The sequence below is a fragment of the Microbacterium sp. LTA6 genome, assembly GCF_045690355.1.
In the GTDB taxonomy this organism is placed as follows: Bacteria; Actinomycetota; Actinomycetes; order Actinomycetales; family Microbacteriaceae; genus Microbacterium.
The window spans coordinates 1,816,118-1,832,147 of record NZ_CP147855.1; the positions used below are offsets into that span (position 1 = coordinate 1,816,118).

Below are 16,030 nucleotides of genomic sequence, written 5' to 3' on the forward strand. Positions count from 1 at the left end.
GACCACGAGGAACGGCGTGGCACAGTCCACGGGGCTGAGCCCGGCCACGGTGGCGACCATCGTCGGCGAGCTCATCGACGAGGGCATCATCGCCGAGACCCGCGGTATCGCGGGCGGCATCGGCCGACCGACCGCGGTGATCGGCATGAACGGCGACCGCGGGCGGGTGGTCGGCATCGATGTCGCCGAGACCTACGTGCGCACCGTGCTCTTCGACACCGCACTGACCCAGCTCGCCACGACGGTGACTGAGCGCGACGAGCACATCCTCGACCCGGCATCCGTCGTCGAGGAGATCGGGGGCGCGCTCGATCGGATGCTGCTGCAGGAGAACGTCTCGCGGGATGCGCTGCTGGGCGTCGGAGTCGCCCTTCCCGCCCTCGTGCAGGAACCCTCCGGCGTCTCGGTGCTAGTGCCGAACTGGACCTGGCACTCCGTCGAGCTGGAGCACCTGCGCACCCGGGTCGGCCTGCCGCTTGTGATCGAGAACCCGCTGAAGGCCATGGTCGCCGCCGAACTCTGGCTCGGTCGAGGCCGCTCGGCGGCCAGCCTCGTCACCGTGAACCTCGGCACCGGCGTCGGAGCGGGCATCGTCCTCGAGGGGCGGATCCTGCGCGGTGCGACGAACTCTGCGGGGGAGTGGGGGCACTCCCTGCTCGTCCTCGACGGACGGCGCTGCCGCTGCGGGCGAAACGGCTGCGTCGAGGCGTACATCGGGGCACCCGGCATCCAGCAGACGCTCCGCGAGATCGCGCAGGACCATCCGCTGGCCGACGTCGCCCTGCAGGCCGACTTCATCGCCGCACTCGCGGCTGCCGCGAACGCGCCCGAGCCGGATCCGGCCGTCGCGGAGACGCTCGACCGGACCGCCTACTATCTCGGGTCCGCACTCGCAGACCTCGTTGCGATCGTCAACCCCGAGGTCGTGACGCTCACCGGCTGGACCACTTGGGGGCTGGGCTCCCACCTGCTCGAACCGGCTCGCCGTCACCTGCGGGAGCAGTCGCCGGGGCATGCGGGCGGAGACGTAGAGCTGGTGGTGTCGACGGTGTCGGGGAACCCGGTGGCGACCGGCGTCGCCCTGATCGCACTCGAGCGCTCTCTCGTCGACGCGGGGTTGCTGACGACGCACATCCCCGTCGCCCTCTGAGCGCAGGTGAGACGCAGAAGCCCCGCGACCCGATCGGGTCGCGGGGCTTCTCCATGATGGCGGTGGCTACCCGCGCGTCCACTGCTGGGTCGGCGAGGCGGGGTCGCAGGGTGCCAGCGCGAGGCCCCACTCGTTGGCCGGCGTCGCCAGGCAGAGTCCTGGATCTGCGCCGCTGCTGATGGTGAGGTCGGCGTTCACCAGCCACTGCTGTGCCGCGTCGCCCGAGCAGTCGGCGATGGCGAGGGGGCTACCCGCGACCAGGCCGCCGACGGCTTCGACGCAGAGGTCTCCGTAGACCGAGAGCTCGCCGGCATCCGTCGCGTGGAACGACTGGTTGCCGCCCCCGTTGCAGTGCCACAGGCCCAGCTGCGTGCCGGGAGTCGTCGAGCCGCCGGGCACGTCGACGCACACGCCGTGCGCGACGCTCTTCAGGGGTTCACCGGGGGGAGCCGGCGGCAGGTCGTTGAGCTGCTCCTTCTTGAGCAGGCCCCAGCCCCACTGGAGCTGGGCGAGACCGGACTCGTTCGTCACCTCGAGCCCGCCGTCATCTGTCTGCTCCGTCAGCGTGTACGAATCCCCGGTGCGAAGGCCGGGCCAGTAGACGACGCCCATCCCCTGGTCGCGAGTGACCTCGGTGAGAGCACCGAGGTACGCGGTCGACACGTCGCCCTCGTGGTTGCCGTAGTTCAGGCCGGTGGTCATCGGGGATCCAGCCTCGGAGACCAGGGTGCGCCAGCCGTACTCGCCGATGCGGGGCAGCAGGTTCGCCTTCCACTCGTCCTCCGTGGTGTGGCTCGCCCAGAAGCCGTAGAAGTGCAGCGACAGCAGCGTGCCCTCCAGCTCTTCGGCTGCGCCGACGCCGGTCACGTCGTCGTTGTAGCCCGTGCCGGAGATGATCACGCGCTTGCGCGGCACGGCGGCATGGTCGTCGAGCCATCCGGATGTCAGCGACACCCACTCGTCGAGCGTGTAGCCGAACGGCTCGTTCATCGGCTCGAAGTAGACCTTCGGGTTCTTGCCGTACTCGGCCACCACGGTGTCCCACATCGCGTCGAAGGCGGCAGCGTCGTCCGCTCGCCCGTCCTTCGCGTTGTCCGCCTCCCAGTAGCTGAGGATGACCTTGAAACCGCTGTCGACCGAGGCGTCGATGGCCGCCTGATACGACGCCCACCAGTCGGTGCCGACGCTCGAGGGGTTGATCGGCAGGCGGACCGTGTTGGCCCTGACCTCCGCGCGGAACTCGCCGATGATGGCGGCCGACTTGTCGTATGTCGTGTCGTAGTCGTCGGAGGTGCTGAGGCCGGACGGCACGACCTCGTCGTCTGCATAGTTGTCTCGGGGGTCGGCCCAGTTCACCCCGCGGAATTCGTTGGTACTGTGCGGGCCTCCCTGAGCTGCGGTGGCGGGCAACGGGGCGATGCCCATCAGGAGGGCGGCGGCCGCGACGGCCGCTCCGATCTGTCTCTTCATCGGGATCCGTTCGGTTCGGGTGCGCGACTCTGCGCGGGCGTCGACGGGTATCGACACTCGGCCAGCGTTGCACGGGAGGCGTTAATACTCAAGGGTTAAAATAACGGTGAGAAAAAGTACTTGCGGTTCCGCCGCCAGGCTCTATAACGTTGCAGGAATGATCACCGCCGTCGTTGAATCTGCCTCGCCCGTCATCGATCGCCGCATCTACGGACAGTTCGCCGAACATCTGGGGCGCGGCATCTACGAGGGTCTCTGGGTGGGTGAATCCTCCGACATCCCGAATCGCAACGGCTTGCGGATCGACGCGATCCAGGCCCTGCGCGACATCAAGGTGCCGGTCGTGCGGTGGCCGGGCGGATGCTTCGCCGACGAATACCACTGGCTGCAGGGGATCGGGCCCGACCGGGGCGCGATGGTGAACACGCACTGGGGCGGCGTGGTCGACCCGAACGAGTTCGGCACCCACGAGTACTTCGAGCTGCTGAACCAGCTCGATGCCGAGGCATACATCAACGGCAACGTGGGCAGCGGCACCGTCGCCGAGATGCAGGACTGGATCGAGTACATGACGCTCGACAGCCACACGCCGATGGCCGAACTGCGTAAGAGCCACGGGCGCGCGCAGCCGTGGAAGGTGCAGTTCTTCGGCGTCGGGAACGAGAGCTGGGGATGCGGCGGCAACATGATGCCGTTGCACTATGCGAACCTGTACCGGCAGTACCAGACGTACGTGCGCGACTACGGAGACAATCGCATCACCAAAGTCGCCTGCGGCGCCAACGCCGACGACTACGAATGGACCGATGTCCTGATGGCACGCGCTGCGGGTCACATGGACGCGCTGAGCCTGCACTACTACACGCTCCCGACCGGGAACTGGGACGTGAAGGGCGCTGCTCGTGGCTTCGACGACGCGGCGTGGTACGAGACCATCCGTCGCACCCTGTTCATGGACACCCTGCTCACTCGCCACGGCGAGATCATGGATCGCTACGACCCCGCGAAGCGCGTCGGGATCTATGTCGACGAGTGGGGGACCTGGTACGACGTCGAGCAGGGCACCAATCCCGGCTTCCTGTACCAGCAGAACACGATGCGCGATGCCGTGGTGGCAGCGCTGAACTTCCACGTCTTCCATCGGCACGCGGCGCGCGTGCGGATGACGAACATCGCGCAGATGGTCAACGTGCTGCAGGCGATGCTGCTCACCGACGGCCCGAGCCTGATCAAGACGCCGACGTACTTCGCCTTCGCGCTGTACACCGATCACCACGACGCGACACTGCTGCCGATCGAGGGTTCGCTGCCGCCGCACACCGACGTCACGGCTTCTCGCAAGGACGGGGCCGTCACCGTGAGCGCCGTGAACTACGCGCTGGATCGCCCTGCCCGGATCGAGATCGACCTGCCAGGGGCCATCGGCACCATCCGGCGCAGCGAGATCCTCGCCGGATCATCGACCGACCACAACACCTTCGAGGTGCCATCCGCCGTGGGTCTGACGGCGTTCGAAGGCGTTGCAGTGACCGGGTCGCGGCTGGTGCTGGACGTGCCGCCGTGCAGCGTCGTCACCGTTCGGGCAGACGTCGCGGGCGTCTGAGGCTCCCACCTCGTGAAGGGATCATGACGATGCAACGACTCGACGACTTCTGGGCGCACGACCCGTTCATCCTCCCGTACGCGGCGGATTCGACCTACTACCTGTACACCGCGGCGCGGGACCAGCCGGCCGTCGTCGCGTACCGCAGTGCCGACCTCGATAACTGGGATGATGAGCCGGTCGTCGTGTTCCGCGTGCCGGAGGGATCATGGGCCTCCGCGACCGAAGCGCCGTGGGCGCCGGAAGTCCACGAATACCGTGGTCGCTTCTACCTGTTCACGACGTTGCACGACTCGTCACGGCAGCTGGACGTGCCCGGTGGAGCGCGGTTCCGAGCGTTCGCAGAGGACGGCGGCTCCGCGTACATTCCGACGGCGAGGGGCACGGTGATCGCCGTGGCCGATCATCCGGCCGGGCCGTTCGAGCTGCTGCGCGCCGACGCGCCCGTCGCGCCGGCCGAGTTCATGACGCTCGACGGCACCCTGTTCGTCGATGACGACGGTGCGGCGTGGATGGTCTACGCGCACGAATGGGTGCAGATCTTCGACGGGACGATCGAGGCCGTACCGCTCGCGCTCGACCTCACGGCGGCCTCCGGTGATCCGATTCTGCTCTTCCGCGGCTCGGAGGCGGCGCTGCTGAGAACGCTGCCGCCGAGCGCCAGGACCCGGATGCCGTACGTCACCGACGGTCCGCAGCTGAGGCGGCTGCGCAGTGGCGCGCTCGTGATGCTGTGGGCGACCTATCATCCGCGCGACGACGGATCCGACTACGTCGAGACGATGGCCGTGTCGCGCAACGGACAGCTGACGGGACCCTGGGAGCAGCTCGAGACCCTGGTCGACGGCAACGCGGGCCACGGCATGCTGTTCGACACGTTCGACGGGCGCACGATGCTCGTGCTGCACCGCGGGATGGGGACCCCGCGTGTGCGTGCCGAACTGCACGAGGTCGTCGAGACCGAGGATCGCGTTCGTCTCGTGGACTGATACGGATTCCACTCGAGCGATTCGAAACGTCTGTCAGCGGGCGAGCCAGTTCCGCAGCGAGCGCGTGACCCACGGCAGCACCCAATAGGTCATGATCGGGGTGAGCACGAGCGTGGTGATGAGTACGCGCAGCCAGATCGGCAGCACGTCGCCCCAACCGGGTATCGGGTTCATCAGATAGGTGAAGCCGACGTTCAGCGGGAAGAATCCCAGCCAGATCGCGACGGCCTGCTTCCAGCGCGGCGGTGCGGTGACGACCTCTGTCGCACCGGTGGCGGCATCCACCACCGTGATCGATCCGGTCGCCGGCTCATCGAACCAGCCCTCGATGCCGGTGCGACGTTTCGAGCGCTCGCTGCGGACGAAACCCTCGCCCATCGACAGCCACCACTCGCGCTCAGCGGATTGCTCCCAGGCCTCGAGGGTCTCGGTGCCCGCGAACCGGTAGAGCATGTGCCACACCTGCGAGTTCTCGCCGGCTCGCACCCACCCAGATCCGAGGAACCCGGGATACTTGCTCGCGAGGTTCAGGCCCGTCTGCACCCATGCGGTCGCCTCGGCGATGCGGGCGGGATCCACCTCTCGACGGATGGAGACGGTGATCGGCTCGCTGGGCAGCGTGCGGGATTCGCGGGACATCGTGGCCTCAGGAAAGCAGGCGTGCCCGGATCACGGGCACGCCCGAGTGCGGATGCGCCAGGGTATCGGCGCTGTGTCAATTCTACTCCGGCAGCCGGCTGGGGTTTCAGAGAGCGCAAACGGCTCGAAAAACCGCCCGGATTGAGCCGTTTGCGCTCTCTGAATCGGGTTCTCAGCGGCTGAGAGCGGCGGCGACGCGGCGGATGAGTTCGGCCCGGTTCTTCAGCAGCGACGAGGTGACCTCGATCACGTTCCAGCCGTCGGCGCGGAGGGCAGCGATCCGCTCGACGTCACGCGCCCAGCTCTCGCCGTGCAGCATCCCGAGATACTCGATCGCGACCCGCTTCTCGCGATAGGCCATGTCTACGCATCCGAGGAAGTGGCCGCGCCCGTCGAACAGGTCGACGTTGAGTTCGGGTTCCGGCAGGCCGGCGCTCACCAGGATGTACCGGACCATGGACTCGCGCGGCGACCAGGAGTCTTCGCGGATCCATTCGAGCGCCTCGCGGAGGCGGGATGCTCCGTGCCGGCGTCCGGCGTCGACGGCTGCCTTCAGGTCATCGACGGTTGCCAGCGGCTCGCGTCCGGCATGCGGACGGCCATAACTCTCCCGCCATCGACGGCAGAAGTAGTCGCCGAGTGCGATCAGATCGGGAACCGACAGGGAACCGAGAGACGCCCACGTCGAGGCAGGTGAGGAGAGCCGAAGCCCGCTGTGTTCCCGCACCGTCATGAGGCTGGACAGTGTGCGATGCCCGGCGACTCCCGCCGCGCGCGGGAGCGGTGCCGGACCAAGCGCGCACACGTGGAGGTCGAGGTGCGCGAAGTCCAGCGGTCTGCCTCGCGGGTCGACCTCGAGCGGCAGCGGGGCGCCCCACGCCGACGCGGCGGTCTGCCGGCTGAAACAATGCCCCGGGTGAAGCCGTGCTTCATACTCTCTGGCACGCATCACGCGAAAGAGCCGCTGTCGTTCGTACGGATCATCGGTCTGCACCGTGTCTGGGCCATCGGCGGCCTGCGTCTGAATGCGCACGCCGTGGAAGGGGCGAGCGAGGTCTGAACCGCGCAACCTTCCTCGACCGATTCCGTTCGCTTTCGCGACGGTGACAGTGAAGGCGGAGCCGAGGTGTGTCGGCAGATTCTGCTTTCGTCCCATGGCGACACCGTGCCAGGATCGTCGCCGGCTTCGCAGAAGTTGTCCACAGGAGGCCCCTCCTCAACTTTTAAAGAGCGCAAACGGCTCGAAAATGGCCGGAGATCGAGCCATTTGCGCTCTTTGAAAGGGACCGAGAGGAAAGAGAAGACCCCCGCCGACCCGATTCGGCGGGGGTCTTGCGGTTTGTGAACCGCGGTGGGAGCGACGAGAGCGCTCACCGTGCGCGGAATCAAATGACTACCCGATCCGGTCTAAGTCCATCCGCGCACCTGCAGGTATACGGAACGAAGGTGTCCGGATGGTGAACCGGCGATGAAGGTCTCCTCGTGCGCCTGAGCATCGAGCGGAAGCAGAGTTCAGCGGGTTCGCCGCGGCGGCGGCACTTCTCCTGCTCGCCGCCGGTTGGCTCCTGCTCGCGCGGCGTAGCGCCGCCTGAATCGAGGCGACCGGACGTCGCCCACAAAGAAGCGCCGGCTCTGACCTGTGTCAGAACCGGCGCTTCTGTGCTCAGCCCGTCGGGATCACTCCGCGCGGGGCGGCGTGACCGTGATCAGCGCCGCGGTGTCGTTCTGCATCGACTTCTTCACGGTGACCACCGTGCCGTAACCGACTCCTGCATCCGCCGGGTTTCCGGTGCCGAGCACCGTGAATCCGAGGTCGAGGCCGTACACGTCGGTTGCGGGGGTGCCGTCCGGGTTCACCACTCGCGTGGAGTACGGCGCTTCATTCACCGACGGCACGACCACAGACGCGTCACGCAGGCGGTTCAGCAGCTGGCCGTCGCGCAGCTCGATGCCGGCGACCCAGCCCTGGTCGTCGGTGAAGGTGCTCACCGGCGCCTGCGGGGCGAAGGTCGTGCACGCCTCGTTGCTGAGCGCGGCGTCGACCAGGCAGTCCTTGAACGACGCGGTCGGCACCAGGCCGAATGCGGCGTTCGACGACTGCGCGCGAGTCGACACGTTCTTCAGCAGCGACGGGTCGAGCTCAGCCTCGGCGCCGGTGCGGCGCAGCGGGTCGAAGTGGCTGTCCACGAGCAGCAGGCCGCCCTTGGCGCCGTAGCTCGGCAGGTTGGTCAGGTTCGAGCTGACGTGGTTCACGTCACCGTAGGCGGTGTCGCGGTACCAGATCAGTGCGCCGGGCGCGTTGTACGGAACCTTCTCGACCTTCCAGCCTTCAGCGGAGTACACGGTGGTGTACCCGTACTTCAGGCCTTCATCGAAGCCGTCGTAGTTGCGCCATTCGACCAGGTAGTACTGCGCCTTGACCTGGGTGCCGCTGTCGCGGTGCCATCCGGCTCCTGTCGTGTCGGTCCAGCTTTCGACGGTCGCGGTCCAGCCGTTGTCGCCGGACTCGACGTCGTCGGTCCACACCCCGGCGCCCGCGCTGGTGAGCGCGAAGTCATCCGAGAACCATCCGCGTTCTTCGAAGCCGGCATCCGTCGCCTCCCGCAGGCGGATCTGGATGTTCTGGCCGGCGAACGCCGACAGGTCCACGTAGTCGTGACGCCATCCACCGGAAGAACCCGTGAGACCGTACTTCTTGTTCCCGTAGTCCTTCATCCGCCCGTTCGGGTCGGAATAGCCGTCATCGGTCGAGACCAGTGCACCGGACTCGTCGTAGACCTTCTGCTCGGTCCAGGTGGTTCCGCCGTCGGCCGAGACCTCGACGAAGCCGTAGTCCCAGTCCTCTTCGATGACGTAGTCGTTCCACATCCAGAACCTGGCATCGGCCGGTACCGACTCGATCGTCCGGGTCAGACGCACATCGGCCCAACTCTGATCCGCGCCGGAGTACCACATCTCCGCGCCGCTGTGCGGCTGGGCGAGAACGATCTCCTTGTCCGGAAGGTTGATCTTGATGCCGTCCTTCGTGCCCTTCTTCGGGCGCGACGTCTGACCGACCTTGACGGTGGTGGTGTCATCGCCGGGGTTCACGACCTGAGGGTCGACCCAGCCGAGCACCCACTTGTCCCAGAGGCCCATGTGGGTCGGCATCGACTGGAAGATCGGCCCCGAGTGCGATCCCGAGCTCATCAGATCCCAGAAGTCGATGTCGGAGTTGCCGTTGTTCGACGTGTCGTACAGGTCGGGCAGGCCCAGGTCGTGACCGTACTCGTGCGCGAATACGCCGACGCCGGAGTCCTCGGGCTGCACGATGTAGTTCGAGATCTGGAAGTCGGTGCCGGGGATGACGGCTCCGCCGGCCACGGCTGAGGAGTGCGCCCAGATCGCGTAGGTGCCTTCCTTTCCGCCGCCGCCCGACTTGTCCTCGCCCGCGTGCACCAGCACGACGTGGTCGATGACGCCGTCGGGTTCGTTGACGTTGCCGTCACCGTCGCGGTCGCCCTGGTCCTCGATGTCGTAATCGGCCCACGGGAAGTCGGGGTTGTCTGCGGCGACTGCCGCGACCGCGTCGATCGGCAGCTGTCCGGGGCCGAGTGGGTTGTCCGGGTGACCCTGCTGGTCCTGCATGGGGCCGGCCTCATACTCGCCCTCGTCGTTGAGGTGGCACACCGTTGCGCCGTAGTAGCCCTCGGAGTGGGGCACCGAGACCCATGCCGTCGCCTCGCCGCTGAGCGAGTACGCGCCGCGGGACATCTCCTCGTACATGTTCTTCATCGTGTAGCCGGAGATGTCGAAGCCGGGCTGTCCGTCAGGTCCGGTCAGGTCGGTGCGCACGCGCTCCGTGATGCCGTCTTCAGAGAAGAGCATCTTGTTGTAGTGCTCGGACGAGAAGTCCGGCACCCACATGCTGTTGTTGTCCGCCTGTGCGGCATCCGCCGGATTCGGGATGTTGTTGTGCAGGGTGGGCCCCTGCTCGCTGCCGGGCATGCAGGTCGTGGCGCCGAACTCGGTGGGCACATAGACGTCGGAGAAGTCGTCGGTGCCGTCGAACTCGACGAGGATCGTGAGCAGCTTCGCCTGCTGAGTGGTCTTGGAGTGCTTCAACGCCTTCGGGCTCTTGCCCGTCTTGATGGATTGGGCCTCGGTCTTCGCCAGCTGCCTGGCCGCCACCGGATTGCCGTGCGCGTGCTTCTCATCGTTCTTCTGCGCATGCTCCAGAGGGGAGCCGCCATAGGGCCCTCTGGCGTTGCCGCTGGTGATCACCGAATCATCGGAGGAGTCGAATGCCCCTTCCGCCCGCGGTGCCACGTAGTTCATGTAGTACTCGTCGGCGCCGATGACTGCCGGTGCCGGTGGGGCATCAGCATCCGGTGGGGCCGCGGTGGCCGAGCCGGATCCGAGTGTCACGAACCCGGTGGCCGCGAGTGCGAACGCCGTGCTCGTGGCGAAGGCACGTCGTCGTGCCTGAGCCGTCCATTGAGACATGTTTCTCCTTTTCGCGCGCGCCAGGGCGAAAGGTCATCGCCACGGTGCGATCGGGTTGTGCGCCGATCAGGCGCACCGAACAAGATCTACCGTGCACCGCGCCGCAACGGAAGAGGTGGCGGGAGATTCGTGTGGCTTCGGTGCAGTCATCCAGATACAAGGATCTCCTAGTAAATAATCGGATGCCGGAGTAACATCGTCATTGTGCCAATGAAGGCACGGAGGGATGTCACACAATGACTCGTACTATCCCGCACTTCGTGGGCGGATCGCTTCTCACCCCTGACGGCGGACGCTTCGCCGACGTCTTCGACCCGAGCACCGGATCGGTGCAGGCGCGCGTGCCGCTCGCCTCGCCCGACGAAGTGCGACGCGTCATCGACAACGCCGAGGCGGCGCAGCCGGAATGGGCTGCGACCAACCCGCAGAAGCGCGCCCGCGTGCTGCTGCGCTTCCTCGATCTCGTGCAGAAGGACATGACGGCGATCGCCCGGCTCCTCTCCAGCGAGCACGGCAAGACGCTCGACGACGCGAAGGGCGACATCCAGCGCGGCCTCGAAGTCATCGAGTTCGCGGCCGGCGCGCCGCATCTGCTCAAGGGCGAGTACTCCACCGGCGCAGGGGCCGGTATCGACGTCTACTCGATGCGGCAGCCGCTCGGTGTCGTCGCAGGCATCACCCCGTTCAACTTCCCGGCGATGATCCCGCTGTGGAAGGCGGGCCCCGCGATCGCGGCCGGCAACGCCTTCGTGCTCAAGCCCAGCGAGCGCGACCCTTCGGTTCCGGTGCGACTGGCCGAGCTCTTCCTCGAGGCGGGCCTTCCGGCCGGCATCCTCAACGTCGTGCACGGCGACAAGGAAGCCGTCGACACGATCCTCACCGATCCGCGGATCCAGGCCGTCGGCTTCGTCGGCTCCACGCCGATCGCCGAGTACATCTACTCGACCGCTGCCGCGCACGGCAAGCGGGCGCAGTGCTTCGGCGGCGCGAAGAACCACATGATCGTGATGCCGGATGCCGATCTCGACCAGGTTGCCGACGCGCTGATGGGTTCCGGCTACGGCTCTGCGGGCGAGCGGTGCATGGCGATCTCGGTCGCTGTGCCGGTCGGCGAAGAAACGGCGGATGCGCTGGCGGCGAAGCTCACCGAGCGCGTCGCACAGTTGCGCATCGGCCCCTCGCTCGCCGAGGACGTGGACTACGGTCCGCTCGTGAACCGCGCAGCGGTCGAGCGCGTCGAGGGATACATCCAGCAGGGCGTCGACGAAGGCGCCACCCTCCTCGCCGACGGTCGCGGCTTCCGCGTCGACGGTCACGAGGAAGGCTTCTACCTCGGCCCGACGCTGTTCGACCACGTCACGACCGACATGACGATCTACCGGGAGGAGATCTTCGGGCCGGTGCTCGTCATCGCCCGGGCCGCCGACTACGAAGAGGCGCTGCGGATGGCATCCGAGCACGAGTTCGGCAACGGCGTCGCGATCTTCACCCGTGACGGCGACGCCGCCCGCGACTTCGCCGCCAGGGTCAACGTCGGCATGGTCGGCATCAACGTGCCGATCCCGGTCCCGATCGCGTACTACACCTTCGGCGGCTGGAAGAGGTCTGGCTTCGGCGATCTCAACCAGCACGGCGCCGACGCCTTCCGCTTCTACACGAAGACCAAGACGGTCACCAGCCGCTGGCCGGCGGCGGGCATCCGCGATGGCGCCAGCTTCGTCATCCCCACAATGCACTGATCTCCCGGAGCCACCATGACAATCAGTACCGTCACCACCACGACCGCCGAAGAACGCGAGGCGATCCTCGACGCCGTCCGCGAGTATGTCGACGCCGAGCTCGCGCCGCACGCGAATGAGCGCGACGAGAAGCACGTCTTCCCGAGGGAGTCACTGCAGCGCGGAGGCGAGTTGGGCCTCGGCGGCATCTACGTGCGCGAGGAGTTCGGCGGCACCGGCCTCAGCCGCACCGACACCGTCGCGATCTTCGAGGAACTCGCCAAGGGAGACCCGGCGGTCGCCGCCTACATCTCGATCCACAACATGGTCGTCTGGATGATCGACACCTACGGTGATGATTCGCAGCGCGGCGAGTGGTTGCCGAAGCTCACGGCGATGACCGATTTCGGCGGCTACTGCCTCACCGAGCCCGGCGCCGGTTCGGACGCCGCGAACATCGCGACCAGCGCTGTCCGCGATGGTGACGACTACGTGCTCACGGGCGTGAAGCAGTTCATCTCGGGCGCCGGCGAAGCCGCGGTCTACGTCGTGATGGCGCGCACCGGTGAGCCGGGCGCGCGCGGAATCAGCGCGTTCCTCGTCGCCGGTGACGCCGAGGGGCTGAGCTTCGGGTCCCTCGAGAAGAAGATGGGCTGGCACGCTCAGCCCACACGGCAGGTCATCCTCGACGGCGTGCGTGTGCCGGCGTCCGCCATGCTGGGAGAGCCGGGCAAGGGCTTCGCGATCGCGATGTCGGCGCTCAACGGCGGTCGTCTCAATATCGCCGCCTGCTCGCTGGGAGGCGCGCAGTGGGCTTTGGACCGCGCCGTGCAGTACGTGCACGAGCGGGTCGCGTTCGGCGAGCCGCTCGCCGAGAAGCAGTCGATCCTGTTCGCCATCGCCGATATGCGCACCGATCTGCAGGCGGCACGGCTCATGGTCCGCGACGGTGCTCAGGCGGTCGACGAGCACGCGCCCGACGCGACGATGCGCTGTGCGATGGCCAAGCGCTTCGCGACGGATGCCGGTTTCGATGTCGCCAATCGCGCTCTTCAACTCCACGGCGGCTACGGGTACCTTCAGGATTACGGGATCGAGAAGGTCGTCCGTGATCTGCGGGTGCACCAGATCCTGGAAGGGACGAACGAGATCATGCGCCTGATCGTCGGACGAGAGATGCTGCGGCCCGCCGGCTCCGGCTCGATGCGGAGCGCATCATGACCGCGACCGCATCGAAAGTGGTCGCCTTCCTCGGGCTCGGGCACATGGGACTGCCGATGGCCGTCAACCTGGTCAAGGCCGGGTACGAGGTGCATGGTTTCGACCTGGTTCCCGCCGCGGTCGAGGCCGCAGGAGAGGCAGGCATCCCGGTCGCAGCGAGCGGTGCGGATGCCGTCGCAAACGCCGATGTCGTGATCACGATGTTCCCCGCAGGCAGGCACGTGATCGACGCCTATCGGGGAGAGCTGCTGGCGGCAGCCCGGCCGGGAACGCTGTTCATCGAGTCCTCGACGATCGCCGTCGATGAGGCCCGCACCGCGCACGAGCTCGCGCTCGCCGCGGGGCACCGCAACGTCGATGCCCCGGTCTCGGGCGGTGTCGTCGGTGCCGAGAACGGCACATTGGCCTTCATGGTCGGCGGCTCCGACGACGACTTCGCCGCTGCGCTGCCGCTGCTCGAGGCCATGGGCAAGCGCATCGTGCACTGCGGCGGGCCCGGACTCGGTCAGGCGGCGAAGGTGTGCAACAACATGGTCCTCGCGGTCTCTCAGATCGCCGTCGCCGAGGCGTTCGTGCTCGGCGAACGGCTGGGACTCGAACACCAGGCGCTGTTCGACGTCGTGTCGCAGGCATCCGGTCAGTGCTGGTCGATCACGACCAACTGCCCCGTGCCCGGCCCGGTGCCGACCAGCCCGGCGAACCGCGACTACCAGCCGGGTTTCGCCGGTGCGCTGATGGCCAAGGATCTCGGCCTCGCGCTGCAGGCGATCGAGCAGACGTCGACGGATGCGCAGATGGGCCGCCTCGCCCAGCAGATCTACGCGGCGTACGCTGCCGGCGACGGGGCAGGGCGCGACTTCTCCGGCATCATCACCGATATTCGCGAGGACCGCGTCTGACGCGTCGCAGCACTCCCCCCCCGGTCGTTGAGCGAGGGAGCCTGCGACCGAGACGAAACGCGTTCTCAATCACGCAACTCCCGCAATACTGAAACCCACCCACGACGAAGCGGAGGCACGATGGCCGAGTACGAGACGATCCTGGTCGAGCAGCGGGGACGCGTGGGCTGGATCACGCTCAACAGGCCGCAGGCGCTGAACGCGCTGAACGGGCGCGTGGCCGAAGAGGTCACCGCGGCCGCCGTCGACTTCGATGCCGACGAGGGCATCGGCGCGATCGTGCTGACCGGGTCGGAGAAGGCCTTCGCTGCCGGTGCCGACATCAAGGAGATGGAGGGGATGTCGGCATCAGAGATGCTCGAGACCGACCACTTCGGCTCCTGGCGCGACTTCGCCGCCGTGCGCACTCCGGTGATCGCGGCAGTTTCCGGCTTCGCTCTCGGCGGCGGCTGCGAACTCGCGATGATGTGCGACATCATCCTCGCCGCCGACACGGCGAAGTTCGGTCAACCCGAGATCAACCTCGGCGTCATCCCCGGAATGGGCGGCACGCAGCGACTGATCCGCGCCGTCGGCTACTACAAGGCGGCCGAACTCGTGCTCTCCGGGCGCTTCATGGGCGCCGAGGAGGCGGAGCGCGCCGGTCTGGTGTCGCGAGTCGTTCCGGCATCCGATCTGCTCGCCGAGGCGTCGAAGCTCGCCGATTCGATCGCCTCGAAGTCGCTGCCCTCCGTCTACGCGGCAAAGGCTGCACTGGATGCTGCGATGGAGACGACGCTCGCCGAGGGTCTCGAGCACGAGAAGCAGGCCTTCGCCGCGCTGTTCGACACCGTGGATCAGAAGGAAGGCATGTCGGCCTTCCGGGAGAAGCGCGTGCCGGGCTTCCAGAACCGCTGAGCGTGGCTCACAACTGCGCAGTCATGCACGCCGCGGGCGGGCCGGAGTCAACCGCGCAGTCCGTCGAGGATCTTCGCCAGACGACGCTCGCGGGTGGCATCCTGCTTCGCCTCGGCGACGGTGCGGGCGTGCTCCTTGCGGATCGAGTACGGCAGAGCATCGAACAGCGCCCGCAGCTCCGGCTCTGCGGCCAGGGCTTCGGCGAGGGCCGGAGGGATCTCGACGACCCGCTCAGCCGTGTCCACCGTGATCGTGACCTCGATCTCCTGATCGATCTCCAGCCCGAGGTCGGCCCGCGTCGCCTTGCTGAAGCCGATCATGTTCTCCCCTCCCATCCGCGACAGCCGCAACCGGGCGCTCCGGTCGCCGAAGGAGACGACGACGGGGAAGGCCTTGCCGGCGCCGAGAGAGGCGACCTGCTCATCGCTGAGGAAGATCGCCGCGGCCGGTCCCCGGCCGATGAGGACGGTGTGCAGGTGCAGCGCGGTCATGACGTCAGCGTACGCCGCCGGCCCTCGACCTCGGCAGCCAGCACCGCGTTGCGTTCGTCGATGATCCGTCGCATGTACGCGCGCATGAATATCGCGTCGACGAGTCGCCCGATCGGACCGAGCGGAGATCGGAACGTGATCGTGTCGCGCATCAGGGTGCCCCGTGGATGCTCCTCGAAGGCGTGCTCGTGCAGAAACGCACCGAACGGTCCGCTGATCTGCCGGTCGCGGAAACCGCGAGGCGGATCGATGTCGAAGACGATCGAGCGCAGCCGGAACGGGATGCCGAAGTGCCGCGCGCGCCACGTCACCGTCGACCCCTCGCGGAAGACGCCGCCTTCCGGCGCCTCCACCATGGTCTCGCCGAACCGCGCCATCGAGCGCACGTGCAGGGCCGGGTCGAGGGACGCGGCGAAGACCTCGCTCGGGGGAGCGGCGATGATCCGCTCCAGCAGGAACTGCGCCATC

The 16,030-nt window shown here is 67.3% G+C and carries 13 protein-coding genes; 7 read left to right on the forward strand and 6 right to left on the reverse strand.

The annotated features are described in order from the left end of the window. Positions 1 to 16: 16 nt before the first annotated feature. Entirely contained in the window at positions 17 to 1,150 is a 1,134-nt protein-coding gene (locus LTA6_RS08540) for an ROK family protein (RefSeq protein WP_407359174.1), read from the forward strand. Positions 1,151 to 1,216: 66 nt separating this feature from the next. Here LTA6_RS08540 and LTA6_RS08545 read toward each other — a convergent pair whose 3' ends face one another. Next, the gene (locus LTA6_RS08545; RefSeq protein WP_407359175.1) at positions 1,217 to 2,620 is read right to left on the reverse strand and encodes a ricin-type beta-trefoil lectin domain protein; all 1,404 of its coding nucleotides are present in this window, start codon (positions 2,618 to 2,620) and stop codon (positions 1,217 to 1,219) included. 157 nt (positions 2,621 to 2,777) lie between these two features. Here LTA6_RS08545 and LTA6_RS08550 point away from each other — a divergent pair, with 157 nt between their 5' ends. Both LTA6_RS08550 and LTA6_RS08555 read left to right on the forward strand, forming a co-directional pair. Then, a complete protein-coding gene (locus tag LTA6_RS08550) occupies positions 2,778 to 4,223 on the forward strand; it encodes an alpha-L-arabinofuranosidase C-terminal domain-containing protein (RefSeq protein WP_341977451.1) in 1,446 nt (481 codons plus the stop codon). A gap of 23 nt (positions 4,224 to 4,246) precedes the next feature. Then, on the forward strand, positions 4,247 to 5,212 hold the full coding sequence (locus LTA6_RS08555; protein ID WP_341977453.1) for a glycoside hydrolase family 43 protein: 966 nt from the start codon (positions 4,247 to 4,249) through the stop codon (positions 5,210 to 5,212). Between the two features lie 33 nt (positions 5,213 to 5,245). On the opposite strand, the gene LTA6_RS08560 is transcribed toward LTA6_RS08555, so the two are convergent. The 3 genes from LTA6_RS08560 to LTA6_RS08570 form a co-directional block, all read right to left on the reverse strand. Then, positions 5,246 to 5,851, reverse strand: a complete 606-nt coding sequence (locus tag LTA6_RS08560; RefSeq protein WP_341977456.1) for an antibiotic biosynthesis monooxygenase — start codon at positions 5,849 to 5,851, stop codon at positions 5,246 to 5,248. Positions 5,852 to 6,023: 172 nt separating this feature from the next. Continuing rightward, on the reverse strand, positions 6,024 to 7,007 hold the full coding sequence (locus LTA6_RS08565; RefSeq protein WP_341977458.1) for a hypothetical protein: 984 nt from the start codon (positions 7,005 to 7,007) through the stop codon (positions 6,024 to 6,026). 521 nt (positions 7,008 to 7,528) lie between these two features. Continuing rightward, on the reverse strand, positions 7,529 to 10,336 hold the full coding sequence (locus tag LTA6_RS08570) for an immune inhibitor A domain-containing protein (protein ID WP_341977460.1): 2,808 nt from the start codon (positions 10,334 to 10,336) through the stop codon (positions 7,529 to 7,531). Between the two features lie 236 nt (positions 10,337 to 10,572). Between LTA6_RS08570 and LTA6_RS08575 the strand changes: the two genes are divergently transcribed. The 4 genes from LTA6_RS08575 to LTA6_RS08590 all read left to right on the forward strand — a co-directional run bounded on the left by LTA6_RS08575 (position 10,573) and on the right by LTA6_RS08590 (position 15,071). Further along, entirely contained in the window at positions 10,573 to 12,075 is a 1,503-nt protein-coding gene (locus LTA6_RS08575) for a CoA-acylating methylmalonate-semialdehyde dehydrogenase (protein ID WP_341977462.1), read from the forward strand. A 15-nt stretch (positions 12,076 to 12,090) separates the two neighbouring features. Next, a complete protein-coding gene (locus LTA6_RS08580) occupies positions 12,091 to 13,275 on the forward strand; it encodes an acyl-CoA dehydrogenase family protein (protein WP_341977464.1) in 1,185 nt (394 codons plus the stop codon). Beyond that, a complete protein-coding gene (mmsB, locus tag LTA6_RS08585; protein WP_341977466.1) occupies positions 13,272 to 14,174 on the forward strand; it encodes a 3-hydroxyisobutyrate dehydrogenase in 903 nt (300 codons plus the stop codon). Before LTA6_RS08580 ends, mmsB begins: the two co-directional genes overlap by 4 nt. Positions 14,175 to 14,294: 120 nt before the next feature. Further along, positions 14,295 to 15,071, forward strand: coding sequence for an enoyl-CoA hydratase-related protein (locus LTA6_RS08590; RefSeq protein WP_407359176.1), 777 nt, complete (start codon positions 14,295 to 14,297; stop codon positions 15,069 to 15,071). Between the two features lie 47 nt (positions 15,072 to 15,118). On the opposite strand, the gene LTA6_RS08595 is transcribed toward LTA6_RS08590, so the two are convergent. Further along, a complete protein-coding gene (locus tag LTA6_RS08595; RefSeq protein WP_407359177.1) occupies positions 15,119 to 15,562 on the reverse strand; it encodes a YdeI/OmpD-associated family protein in 444 nt (147 codons plus the stop codon). Then, on the reverse strand, positions 15,559 to 16,029 hold the full coding sequence (locus LTA6_RS08600; protein ID WP_407359178.1) for an SRPBCC family protein: 471 nt from the start codon (positions 16,027 to 16,029) through the stop codon (positions 15,559 to 15,561). Before LTA6_RS08600 ends, LTA6_RS08595 begins: the two co-directional genes overlap by 4 nt. Position 16,030 lies beyond the last annotated feature (1 nt).